At 45.5% G+C, this 12,726-nt stretch carries 10 protein-coding genes; 8 read left to right on the top strand and 2 right to left on the bottom strand.

Annotated elements, in window-relative coordinates:
- Position 1: 1 nt before the first annotated feature.
- A complete protein-coding gene (locus BMZ72_RS22780) occupies positions 2–751 on the bottom strand; it encodes a glycosyltransferase family 2 protein (RefSeq protein WP_089812003.1) in 750 nt (249 codons plus the stop codon).
- Positions 752–1,438: 687 nt separating this feature from the next.
- Between BMZ72_RS22780 and BMZ72_RS22775 the strand changes: the two genes are divergently transcribed.
- The 6 genes from BMZ72_RS22775 (at position 1,439) to BMZ72_RS22750 (ending at position 9,596) form a co-directional block, all read left to right on the top strand.
- Positions 1,439–2,602, top strand: a complete 1,164-nt coding sequence (locus tag BMZ72_RS22775; RefSeq protein ID WP_089812002.1) for a Gfo/Idh/MocA family protein — start codon at positions 1,439–1,441, stop codon at positions 2,600–2,602.
- A 12-nt stretch (positions 2,603–2,614) separates the two neighbouring features.
- Positions 2,615–3,670: a sugar phosphate isomerase/epimerase family protein gene (locus BMZ72_RS22770; RefSeq protein ID WP_089812001.1), complete on the top strand. Its 1,056-nt coding sequence runs from the start codon at positions 2,615–2,617 to the stop codon at positions 3,668–3,670.
- A 336-nt stretch (positions 3,671–4,006) separates the two neighbouring features.
- Positions 4,007–4,423 (top strand): c-type cytochrome, encoded by a 417-nt coding sequence (locus BMZ72_RS22765; protein ID WP_012794840.1) that lies wholly within the window; start codon positions 4,007–4,009, stop codon positions 4,421–4,423.
- A 131-nt stretch (positions 4,424–4,554) separates the two neighbouring features.
- Positions 4,555–5,268 (top strand): 3-keto-disaccharide hydrolase, encoded by a 714-nt coding sequence (locus tag BMZ72_RS22760; protein WP_089812000.1) that lies wholly within the window; start codon positions 4,555–4,557, stop codon positions 5,266–5,268.
- 12 nt (positions 5,269–5,280) lie between these two features.
- Positions 5,281–6,099 (top strand): ThuA domain-containing protein, encoded by an 819-nt coding sequence (locus tag BMZ72_RS22755; protein ID WP_089811999.1) that lies wholly within the window; start codon positions 5,281–5,283, stop codon positions 6,097–6,099.
- Positions 6,100–6,179: 80 nt separating this feature from the next.
- A complete protein-coding gene (locus BMZ72_RS22750) occupies positions 6,180–9,596 on the top strand; it encodes a ThuA domain-containing protein (RefSeq protein WP_089811998.1) in 3,417 nt (1,138 codons plus the stop codon).
- An 83-nt stretch (positions 9,597–9,679) separates the two neighbouring features.
- Here the strand turns inward: BMZ72_RS22750 and BMZ72_RS22745 are convergent, their stop codons facing one another.
- Positions 9,680–10,054: a transmembrane 220 family protein gene (locus BMZ72_RS22745; RefSeq protein ID WP_089811997.1), complete on the bottom strand. Its 375-nt coding sequence runs from the start codon at positions 10,052–10,054 to the stop codon at positions 9,680–9,682.
- A 452-nt stretch (positions 10,055–10,506) separates the two neighbouring features.
- Between BMZ72_RS22745 and BMZ72_RS22740 the strand changes: the two genes are divergently transcribed.
- Positions 10,507–11,907: an RtcB family protein gene (locus BMZ72_RS22740; protein ID WP_177222900.1), complete on the top strand. Its 1,401-nt coding sequence runs from the start codon at positions 10,507–10,509 to the stop codon at positions 11,905–11,907.
- A gap of 4 nt (positions 11,908–11,911) precedes the next feature.
- Complete coding sequence (gene prfH, locus BMZ72_RS22735; protein ID WP_089811995.1) at positions 11,912–12,544, top strand: peptide chain release factor H; 633 nt, start codon at positions 11,912–11,914, stop codon at positions 12,542–12,544.
- Positions 12,545–12,726 lie beyond the last annotated feature (182 nt).

Genomic DNA, 12,726 nt, shown 5'->3' with positions numbered 1-12,726 from the left:
GTTATTTATTGATGTCGACAGTTTTTTTCTGTCTGCTGAAGATATTGTATTTCAGGATGCAGTAGATCGCACGGAATCCGTCTTTGTAGTTGATCTTCTTACCTTCGGCATATGTACGGCCATAGTAAGCGATACCTACTTCATAAATACGGATGCCTGGTACACGGCTGATCTTGGCAGTTACCTCAGGCTCGAATCCGAAGCGGTTTTCTTTCAGATCGATCTGTTTGATGATATTGCTGCGGAACAGTTTGTAGCAGGTTTCCATGTCTGTCAGGTTCAGATTGGTCAGCGCGTTGGAAAGGAACGTCAGGAACTTATTCCCGATGGTATGCCAGAAGAACAGGATACGGTGAGGACCGTCTCCCATAAAGCGGGAACCATATACTACGTCAGCAACGCCCTGCAGTACGGGCTTCAGTAAACGGTTAAATTCTTCCGGGTTATACTCCAGGTCGGCATCCTGTATGATGGTAAAGTCACCACTTGCCTTTTGAATGCCGGTGCGTAAAGCCGCGCCTTTTCCCTTGTTCACCTCGTGACGAACGTATTGCAGTTTTACATTCGGATAGGCTGCCTGGAAACGGGCTACTTCTCCACCGGTGTTGTCTTTGGAGAAATCGTCCACTACAACCAGTTCTTTCTGGACATCGCCGGCAAGCGAAACCGCCTGGACTCTTTCCAGGATATCATATATATACCTTTCTTCGTTATAGGCCGGGATGATCACGGAAAGTAAGTACTGTGACATATTGACAATTTTCATTCTCTGCGGCTATATCGCCGTAAAGTGGTGCAAAGAAGCAAAAAAAGTATGTAGAAAAAAAATAATAGTGCCACAGCTCGTTTGGAAAAAAAATTAATTTATTAACGACCGTTTAACACTATCATTTGTTACAACACTTTACCTTTACATTATTAGGGTTTTCATAGGATAGTAAAACAAGAGCCGGATAGTCTTATTTGGCTCTTTATTTTTTTATAAAAGTCTGTACCTGAGAGCCTTGGTAGCCCCTCTTTCACTTGTTATATTTCCCGTTTTTCAACTACTTTTTACCACAAAAAGGTATCAATTGTAACACTTTAGTAGGACATTTGGTGCACATTTCATGAGTGTTCCTACCTATTCCGTTCATCAAAATATCACACGAAAATGTGCCTGGAGTTTTCTACATTTAAGGTTTTGTGGAATAGTCTGGTTCAAAAAAAGCGTACAGGTCTCGCTAAACAGGAATGCGACAGGGGGAATCCCCCTGGAAAGTCGTCGTTTTTACTGTTATATTGACGGTTGCCTGTACTTTTTTATATATTAGACCCCGGAAAAGCCAATGTGGAGTGAGTACGACGGTGTGAAAAACTAATCAACTCTCCTTGCTTGTTCCACGTTACTATGTCTGTAAGACAACTCAAAACCTATAAAGAATAAAACGTTTTGCCAATGAACCGTAAGTTAAGAATGGGAATGATCGGAGGCGGTAAGGATGCCTTCATCGGTGCTATTCACCGTATTGCTGCCAATATGGACGGCCTGATCGAATTGAAAGCTGGTGCGCTGAGTGTAAATCCTGAAGTAGCGATTGAATCCGGGAAGATCTTATTCCTGGATCCTGCACGCACCTATACTGACTACAAGACCATGCTGGAAAAGGAAGCTGCGCTGCCTGAAAGTGAAAGACTGGATTTTATTACGATCGTTACGCCCAACTTCGCACACTTTGAACCTGCGATGATGGCGCTGGACAAAGGCTTTAACGTCGTGATCGAAAAACCGATCACCTTTACCCTCGATGAGGCTAAACAAATCAAGGCCAAAGTAGCCGAAACAGGTCTGACCCTTCTGCTGACGCATACCTATACCGGTTATCCCCTGGTAAAACAGGCACGCCGTATGGTGGCTGATGGCGTACTGGGTAAGATCCGCAAGGTTTGGGTAGAATATCCGCAGGGATGGCTGAGCCGTGCTACTGAAAAAGATAGTGCTGGTGCTGCCTGGAGAACAGATCCTAAACGTTCCGGTAAAAGCGGTTGTTTCGGAGATATCGGTACCCATGCTGCAAACCTGGCCGAATATATCAGTGGTCTGAAAATAGAAAAACTGTGTGCTGACCTGAACATCTTCGTAGAAAACCGTGCTTTGGATGATGACGGAGCCGTGCTGCTGCGTTTTGATAATGGTGCTGCGGGTGTGCTGATGGCTTCCCAGGTTGCTGCCGGTGAAGAGAATGCACTGAAAATCAGAGTGTATGGTGAAAATGGCGGTCTGGAATGGGCACAACACGAACCTAATACCCTCCTGGTAAAATGGCTGGATAAACCAACTGAGATCTATCGTGCCGGTGCCGGCTATGGCTCTTACCAGAGCAGCTATGCTATCCACAATACCCGTACACCGGGTGGTCATCCGGAAGGATACCTGGAAGCATTTGGTAACCTCTACCGCAATTTCGCACAGACTTTGCAGGCTAAGATCGATGGTCAGACTCCATCTCCTGAATCACTGGACTTCCCGGGTGTAGAAGAAGGTATCCGTGGTATGGCATTCATCGACAACGTGGTGAAATCCAGCCAGAGCACAGAGAAATGGACAACATTTGAACTTTAAAATCATTTATATATGAAGACCATCAAAGGGCCTGGTATTTTCCTGGCGCAGTTCCTTGGAGACACTGCGCCTTTCAATAGCCTGGATAGTATTTGTAAATGGGCGGCAGGATTAGGTTTTAAAGGTGTACAGATCCCTACCTGGGATCCGCGTATGATCGATCTGCAAAAGGCTGCTGAAAGCAAAACATATGCAGACGAGATCAAAGGCATCGTAAATGCCGCAGGACTGGAGATCACCGAACTGTCTACGCACCTGCAGGGACAGCTGGTAGCGACCCACCCTGCCTATAATGAACTGTTTGACGGCTTCGCGCCTGCTGATAAAAGAGGAAATGCTGCTGCCCGTACCGAATGGGCCGTTAATCAGCTGAAATATGCTGCTAAAGCCAGCAAAAACCTCGGCTTAAATGCACATGCTACCTTCAGTGGTGCATTGATGTGGCATACCGTATATCCATGGCCTCAGCGTCCGGCTGGTCTCGTAGAAACAGGATTCAAGGAACTGGCTAACCGCTGGCTGCCGATCCTGAATGAGTTTGATGCAAATGGCGTCGATCTCTGCTATGAGATTCACCCGGGTGAAGATCTCCATGATGGCGCTTCTTACGAGCGTTTCCTGGAAGCAACCGGTAATCACAACCGTGCCTGCCTGTTGTACGATCCGAGTCACTTCGTACTGCAATGCCTGGATTATCTGCAATACATCGACATCTATCATGAAAAGATTAAGATGTTCCATGTAAAAGATGCAGAATTCAATCCTACCGGCCGTTCCGGTGTATATGGCGGTTACCAGGGATGGATCGACCGTCCGGGTAGATTCCGTTCACTGGGCGATGGACAGGTAGATTTCAAAGCGGTGTTCAGCAAACTGACACAGTACGATTTCACCGGCTGGGCCGTTATGGAATGGGAATGCTGTATCAAGCATCCGGAAGACGGTGCAAGAGAAGGCGCGCCGTTCATCAAGGATCACATCATCCGCGTAACTGAAAAGGCATTTGATGACTTTGCAGGTGGTGGAGCAGATGAGGAATTGAATAAGAAGGTGTTAGGAATCAACTAGAAATTAATAGTTAATAGTTAAGAATTAAGAATTGGGGGGCTGATATGAAAATCGGCATTATGTGCTAAACCAGCATCATTCAATTCTGACGTTCATCATTTACTGCTTGAATCGTTCTTTAAGGATGAGTATATTGTCAATTGAGAGTTAAAAGTTAATATTTAGGAATTGTGTTATCAAATGCTTTACAAATTACCATTACAACTGCTCCGTTTTCCTGGATGGTTTGGAACGCGGGAATAGGTTATTATGTGCCTGTACGGCTAACCCAATTCTTGATTTTTAATTGTTAATTCTTAATTCTCACAAATCTGGTAACTTATAAATAATCGAAAAATGAGAATGCGTTTTCTGGCGCCTGTTGTATTGAGCGTAGTTCTGCTGGCCTCCTGCGGTGGCGGCAGCGAGAACAAAACCGAAAAGAAAGAAGAATCAGCTGCTACCAGCGAAACTCCGGTAGACAACTCTATGGTATCTCCGGGCGCTGCTGAAGCTGCAGCTTCTAAGGGTGCTGCGCTGATCGAGCAGAAAGACTGTAAAACCTGCCATAAGATCGATACCAAACTGGTAGGTCCTGGCTATAAAGAAGTAGCACAGAAATACGAAGCTACTGAAGCAAACATCGACAAACTAGCTGATAAAGTGATCGCCGGTGGTAGCGGTAACTGGGGTGAAGTGGCTATGACGCCGCACGCCGATCTGTCTAAAGATGACGCTAAAGAGATGGTAAAATACATCCTGTCTCTGAAATAGTGAGATAACAGTTTTAGTATTTGGTCTCTCAGCTTTCTATAATTAACTATCATATATAGCCGGTAGTTGTAAACGGTATGCGCCTATGTGTACGGTGTTACAATTACCGGCTATAAAAAACTCAATTTGCAATGAAGCACATTATTCCCGTTCTGGCACTCAGTCTGCTAACTCTCTCCGCATCCGCACAGGAACCTAACACGCTTTCCAAAAAAGAAAAAAAAGCGGGATGGAAATTATTATTCGATGGTAAGACCACACAGGGCTGGCACACTTATCTGAAAACTGAACCAAGCGCTGCCTGGAAAGTTGAAAATGGTGCACTGTCCCTCGATCAGGACGCTAAAAAGAATGGCGCTCCTGGTGGTGACCTGGTGACCAACGATGAGTATGAAAATTATGAATTATCAATAGAGTGGAAGATCTCTGAAGGTGGTAACAGCGGTATCATCTTCGGTGTACACGAAGATCCTAAACTGGGCGCTACCTATCTGTCTGGTCCTGAAATGCAGGTGCTGGATGATCAGAAACACCCGGATGGTAAATTTACCAAGCACAATTCCGGAGATCTTTATGACATGAAGAAATCTGAGAAATATGCTGCAAAACCAGTTGGTGAGTGGAACACAGCAGTGATCCGTAAGAAAGACGGTAAACTGACCTTCTGGCTGAATGGTGTACAGACCATTGAAACGACCATGGGTAGCGATGAGTGGAAAACACTGCTGGATAACAGCAAATTCAAAACCTGGAAAGCTTTCGGTCAATATCCAAAGGGTCATATCGCCCTGCAGGACCACGGCGATCAGGTATGGTATCGTAGTGTTAAAATCCGCCAACTGTAATACCGATCATACATGAAGAATATCCACGTGAGAAAAATAAATAATGACAAGTTACGGATTGCGAATGAACCTTCATTCGCAGTTCGTAACTTATCATTTATAATGATATCCTTTCTGCTGACTGTCTGCTTCGCTTTTACCAGTCAGCTCGCATCTGCTAAAAAACGCCTTCCCCGTTTACTCGTATTTTCCAAAACAGCCGGTTTCCGTCATGACTGTATTCCTGTTGCGAAAACAGCCATGATCAAACTCGGACAGGAGCATGGCTTCGAAGTGGACACGACTGAAGACGCGTCCGTTTTCAATGCTAAAAACCTGAAACGTTATGCGGCGGTACTGTTCCTGAACACGACAGGCGATGTGCTGAACGATGAACAGCAGACGGCTATGGAAACATACATTCACAACGGCGGTGGTTATATGGGGATCCATGCTGCAACCGATACAGAATACGGCTGGCCATGGTATAACAAGCTGGCGGGCGCCTGGTTTACCAGTCACCCGAAACAGCAGCAGGCCACACTGGTGGTGGTAGATCGCAATAATCAGGCGACTGCACACCTGCAGGAAAAATGGTCACGTTGGGATGAATGGTACAATTTCAAAGACCTGAATCCTGATGTGCATGTGCTGATCAAAATTGATGAAAGCTCCTATGAAGGCGGCAAGAATGGTGACAACCATCCTATGAGCTGGTACCATGACTTTGAAGGTGGTCGCGCTTTCTATACTGAATTGGGCCACACAAAAGAATCTTATGCCGATCAGGCATACCTGGAGCATGTATTGGGCGGACTTCGCTATGCGATGAATATAAAGGCAAAAAAGTAAACGCATAATCCCTCTTCCGGTACGTAAGTCATATAGAATGGCTGCGTGCTGCATAAGTGTAAATCAACATAAAAACTATCATGCAAATCAGGTACGTAATGATGATGCTGGCGTTACTGGTAACAGTAATGTCCGGCTGCCAGCAGAAAACCCGGCCCGGTAACCCGAGAGTACTGGTGTTTACCAAAACCGCAGGTTTCCGGCACGCATCCATCCCTGCCGGGATACAGGCTATCCAGAAACTGGGAAAAGAAAATGGCTTTGAAGTAGATACTACGGAGAATGCTGCAAACTTTAAAGAAGACACGCTGCAAAAATATGCAGCAGTTATTTTCCTGAACACGACCGGCGATGTGCTGGACAACTACCAGGAAGCCGATTTCGAAAGATATATTCAGTCCGGCGGTGGATTCGTAGGTATCCACTCCGCAACCGACACAGAATATGAGTGGGGATGGTATGGCGAACTGGTTGGTGCTTACTTTGATAATCACCCTGCCGGTACGCACAAAGCGAAGCTCACCGTAAAGGACAAATCTTTCCTGGCAACCGCCACGCTGCCTGATACATGGGAACATACCGACGAATGGTACAACTTCAAAAAGATCAGCAAGAATACCACTAAGCTGATCACTGTTGATGAAAAAACATATGAAGGCGGTACCAATGGTCCTGAGCATCCTATCAGCTGGTACCATGAGTTTGATGGTGGCCGTGCTTTCTACACAGAATTAGGACATACCAATGAATCTTATTCTGAACCAGAATTCCTGGCGCATGTCCTGGGTGGTATTAAATATGCCATCGGTAAAAATACCTTACTGGATTATGCACAGGCAAAGACATTACGTGTACCTGAAGAAAACAGGTTCACGAAGAATGTGCTCATTACCGGAGAGTTCTTTGAACCAACAGAAATGACCATTTTACCTGATCTTAATATCCTCGTAGCACAACGCCGTGGTGAGATCATGTATTTCAATCAGACCAGCCGTAAACTGACACAGGCGGGCTTCCTGCGTGTGTATTACAAAACAGAGACACCGAATGTGAATGCAGAGGAAGGTGTACTGGGTTTAGCGGCGGATCCTGATTTTGCTAAGAATCACTATGTATATGTTTATTATTCTCCTGCGGATACTTCTGTAAACAGACTGTCCCGCTTCAAGTTTGAGAATAATGTACTGGATACCGCTTCTGAGAAAGTGATCCTCCAGTTATATTCACAGCGTAATATCTGCTGCCATACCGGTGGTTCTATCACCTTCGGACCTGGCGGTTTATTATACCTCTCTACCGGCGATAACAGCACACCATTTGACGAACCCGGACAGAAATATGTGAGCAATGGTTATGGTCCGCTGGACGATCGTCCGGGGCATCTGCAATATGATGGCCGTCGTACATCTGCCAATAGCAATGACCTGCGTGGTAAGATCCTTCGTCTGAAGATCAATGAGGATGGTACCTACAGCATTCCTGATGGTAACCTGTTTAAACAAGGCACGGCCAATACCCGTCCAGAGATCTTTGCAATGGGTACCCGTAACCCTTACCGTATCTCTGTTGACCGTAAAAATGGTTATGTGTACTGGGGTGAAGTAGGTCCTGATGCAAATGATGATAAACCGGATCGTGGTCCGCGTGGATACGACGAGATCAACCAGGCAAAGAAACCGGGCAACTTCGGTTATCCGATGTTCGTAGGGAATAACTATGCTTACCACCTGTATGATTATGAGACAGGTAAGAGCGGTCCGGCATTTGATCCTGCGAAACCAGTGAATAACTCACGTAACAACACCGGTATCAAAGATCTGCCGCCTGCACAACCAGCGTTCATCTGGTATCCTTATGCGAAGTCTCCGGATTTCCCGTCAATGGGTAGCGGTGGCCGTAATGCAATGGCAGGACCTGTTTATTATAATGAGTTCTATCCGAAGGAAACCCGTTTCCCGGATTACTATAACAACAAGCTGTTTATCTATGACTGGGTACGTGGTTGGATAAAAGCGGTTACGTTTGACAAGGATTACAACCTGTCAAAAACGGAAGACTTCATGCCGAATACCAAATTCAACGCGATCATCGATATGGAAATGGGACCTGACGGCCGCATTTACGTATTGGAATATGGTAACGGCTGGTTCAGTAAGAATAAAGATGCTGGTCTGGCTCGTATCGATTACAATGGTGGTAACCGTGCACCGCTGGCAGAGATCCATGTGGATAAACTGTCAGGCGGTTTACCATTCAAAGTGAAACTGAGTGCAAAAGGTTCTTCCGATCCGGATGGCGATCAGCTGACTTACATCTGGTACCTGGGTAATGGTAACAAGAAAGAAACCAAAGAACCGGAAACAGAAGCGACGTTTACAACCGCAGGTGAATATGCAGTATCTGTAGAAGTAGTGGATAACAATGGCGTCAGCACACGTAGTAAAGGCATCGAATTGTATGCAGGTAATGAAACACCACAGGTGAAAGTGAATGTAGCTGGTAACACGATGTTCTACTTCTCCGGTAAGCCAGTTGCTTATAATATCGCTGTAAATGATAAGGAAGATGGTTCTACAGCTGATGGAAAGATCGATGTAGCTAATCTGTATGTGAGAGCGGAATACATGGAAGGAAATGACAAGGCACAGGCGCCACAGCAGGGTCACCAGATCATTACCGGTGCGATTGCGGGTAAGAATATCATGGAAGCAAGTGACTGTAAAACCTGTCATAAGCCAGATGAGAAATCTATCGGACCAAGCTTCAAACAGGTAGCAGAGAAATACAAGGACGATCCGAAAGCGCCTGATTATCTTGCTAACAAGATCATACAAGGTGGTGGCGGCGTATGGGGTGAAACAGCGATGTCTGCGCATCCTACCTTGTCACAGTCAGAAGCACATCAGCTGGTAGAATATATCATGTCAGTAGGTGGTGCTAATAAACAGGCGCCATCATTACCAGTAAGCGGTACAGTTGATCCGACCACAGGTAAACCTGAAAAAGACAATGGCGTATTGTACCTGATGGCCAGCTATACTGATAAAGGCGGACCTGGTATCAAACCAATCACTGGTACTGATGCAATCTCACTGAGAAGTCCGAAGATCGCTGCACCTTCTTTTGATAAGTCTGATGCGGTATCTACATTCGAATTTGATGGTAAAAAACTGTTGATTCCAACAGCTAACGGATGGGTAACTTACAATGGAATCGATCTGACAGCGGTAACAGGTATCGATGTTATTTACTTTACACAGGAACCATTGAAATATGGTTATACTGTTGAAATATTCCTGGATAAAGCAGAAGGTGTGAAACTGGGAGAAACACTGATTGGTGTGGGAGCGAAAGCGAAAGCGCCAAACACAGCGAGCATCAATTTTACGCCAGTTGCAGATGGAAAGAAACATACGTTGTATGTACGTCTTAAAGCTGCTGATCCGGCTGAGAAGGGTAATCTGGGTATTACCACATTCCAGCTGCTGAGTAAGTAAAAGTATTGTTCAGATAAACGAAACAGGGTATCCGCCGGTTGGCAGATACCCTGTTTACGTTTATACCTTTATGTTAGTACTGTTTATACTTTCTTTTTACCGGCGTAAAAGTAGTTGGCCAGTAAGACAATGATAAGGATGAACAGTCCGAAGAATTCTCTGGTCTCTTCTATCCATGGTTTAGCAGCTTTCATTGTCTCAGCGATGTTTTCCCCATGATGTTCTGTTGCCCAGTCTATCACCCCATTTTTATCAAAGAAAAGATAAGCGGCATATACGAGGTAAATGAAGATGCCGAAGATATATGCTTTCCTGTGAAAACGTCCTCTTGCTGCGAGGAAACAACAACCTGCACCAAACAGGTAAATCGGTACCCATACATATGGGTCAGGATCATTGTATTGGAGTCCGGCGAAAATGATGAACAGTATACACCAGACAATGTTGAATATTTTCATGTTGAAAAAAATTATCAGCTAAAAAACGAAGATAGTTGATATAATATAGAAAATATATACCTTTGCAACCGTATTCCTTATTACTCACTTCTAAAACTGAAAGGAATCATGACAGAACGTATTCACATATTACCCTTTTCGCCCGCTGCCTAACTCAGGCATACAATCCTTATTTATTTATTGGGACGTGCGCAGGTATTGATGATCAATCATCATCAGTATAGCTAATGCCTGTACGTAATGCTGGCCGCTTGCAACAGACTTTGTCTGATAAGGTTTTTATTGCCTGTCAGTATAGTAGTATGCAATAATCGTTATTCACTAACGGAGGCCTTGTTATGCCTGTATAGAAAGCGTGGAACCGCCTATGCGGAAAGGGTTCTTATTGCCGCAAATCACCGTTCACCATCTGTTGAATGGTATACTTTTCTATACAATTTATTCGTACCCATATGGGCAATTTACGCACAAAAGAACTGAGTAAGATCGGTTATACAAATGACCGTGCAAGAAGTCTGGTCATTAATACAATTTCAAAACATTTTAAGCATCATACAAAGGATCAGTTGCTCACATTGCTGGCAGCTGTGAAAGCCACGCCTGAACAATATCTGCGTGATGAAATACTCGGTAAGATAGCGGCTACTTTCATTGATCATGAAGAGGTGTGTCATCACCAGGAGTTTGCCTTACTGGAGCAGACGGGCAGATTAAAAATATATGGTGCAAAGGAAATAGAGCATGGCGCCAAAAAACAAATGGAGCTGGCGATGTCGTTACCGGTGACTGTGCAGGGCGCATTGATGCCGGATGCGCATACCGGTTATGGTTTGCCGATCGGTGGTGTCCTGGCTACTGCGAATGCGGTGTTACCTTATGCGGTTGGTGTGGATATTGGCTGCCGTATGGCTTTATCCATCTTTGATGAAGGAGAGAGTTTTATCAAACGTTTTGGTTATCAGATGAAGGTCGCGTTAAAAGAGTGGACACACTTTGGTATGGAGGGCGGACTGGAGGTAGCGCAGGAACATGCAGTGCTGGATGATCCGGCATTTCAGGCGACCGAAATGCTGAGAAAGCTACAGGCCAAAGCAGCGCGTCAGCTGGGAAGTTCCGGTAGTGGTAATCACTTCGTGGAATTTGGTATGATCACTTTAGCAGAAGGCAATTCTCTTGGATTACCGGCAAAGGATTATGTGGCGTTGTTATCACATTCCGGCAGCCGAGGTTTAGGCGCCAATGTGGCGATGCATTATACGAAGATCGCGATGGATACCTGTAAGCTGCCAAGAGAGGCGCAGCAACTGGCCTGGCTGGATATGAACAGTGAGGCAGGACAGGAATACTGGCTGAGTATGCAGCTGGCGGGAGATTATGCCAAAGCCTGCCATGACAGGATCCATATCAATCTGGCTAAAGCATTGGGCATACAGCGCCTGGCAACCATTGAAAATCACCACAATTTCGCCTGGGAAGACACGCTGGCTGATGGCCGTAAGGTGATCGTACACCGTAAAGGCGCTACGCCGGCACATAAAGGAGAACTGGGCATCATTCCCGGTAGTATGACAACGGCGGCCTACCTGGTGTCAGGAAAGGGTGAAGAACAGGCATTGTATTCTGCTTCGCATGGAGCGGGCAGAGCGATGAGCCGGAAGCGTGCAAGAGAGAGCATGACGGTATCGGCCTTAAAGAAGATGCTGGCGGCGGCGAATGTCACCCTGATAGGTGGCAGTGTGGAAGAGAATCCGCTGGCTTATAAGGACATTGAAAGCGTCATTGGCGCGCAGGAAGAATTGGTGGCAATGGAAGGCAAATTCCTGCCCCGTATTGTAAGAATGTATAAAGAATAGTACAATGAACAAGTCAATTATACAGGTAACCTCCGGGAGAGGTCCGGAGGAATGTGGCAGAGTAGTGGCACGGGTGGTGGAGATGATGATGAAGGATGCCCGTGGAAAAGCATTGGATATCACCTTACTGGAGAGCAAAAAAGGCAATTTGAAAGGTACTTTGTTATCAGCAGTATTACTCATTCAGACGGGTGGTGTTTCGAACAACAAGACCCTTGAGACGTTTATACAGGAATGGAGGGGTACGATACAGTGGGTGGCGCAGAGTCCTTTCAGAAAATTCCATAAACGAAAGAACTGGTTTGTGGGTGTGGAGGTCTTTGACGTGAATAAACAGCAGGAATGGAACCTGAAGGACGTGAAACTGGAGTCCTGCCGGGCGTCTGGTCCGGGTGGACAGCATGTCAACAAGGTGGAGACGGCAGTACGTGGTACGCACCTGCCATCGGGTATCCAGGTACTGGCGATGGACAGCCGTTCGCAGTTAGAAAACAAGCAGCTTTGTCTGAAAAGACTGGAAGCGAAGTTCATGGCGTGGCAGATGGAACAACTGCTGGCAAAACAGCAGGATCAGTGGCAGGAACATAATGAGCTGGAAAGAGGCCGTGCGGTGAAAGTCATTACAGATAAATTATGACGCCGGAAATGGTGAATTACGAATGTGGAAAAATGAGTGTAAAAAATACGTTTACTGCTGCAGGACTTCCGTCATTCGTAATTCCGGTTCCCGGAAGGGCCTATTTATTTAAGATTTGAAAAAACTAGTACTAAATTCTTAAAAGCTGATTAAAAATTTACAGGTTGTCTTGCTTAAATTAA

This window comes from Chitinophaga sp. YR627 (assembly GCF_900114995.1).
Lineage (GTDB): Bacteria > Bacteroidota > Bacteroidia > Chitinophagales > Chitinophagaceae > Chitinophaga.
This window is presented reverse-complemented; position numbering and strand designations above follow the sequence as displayed.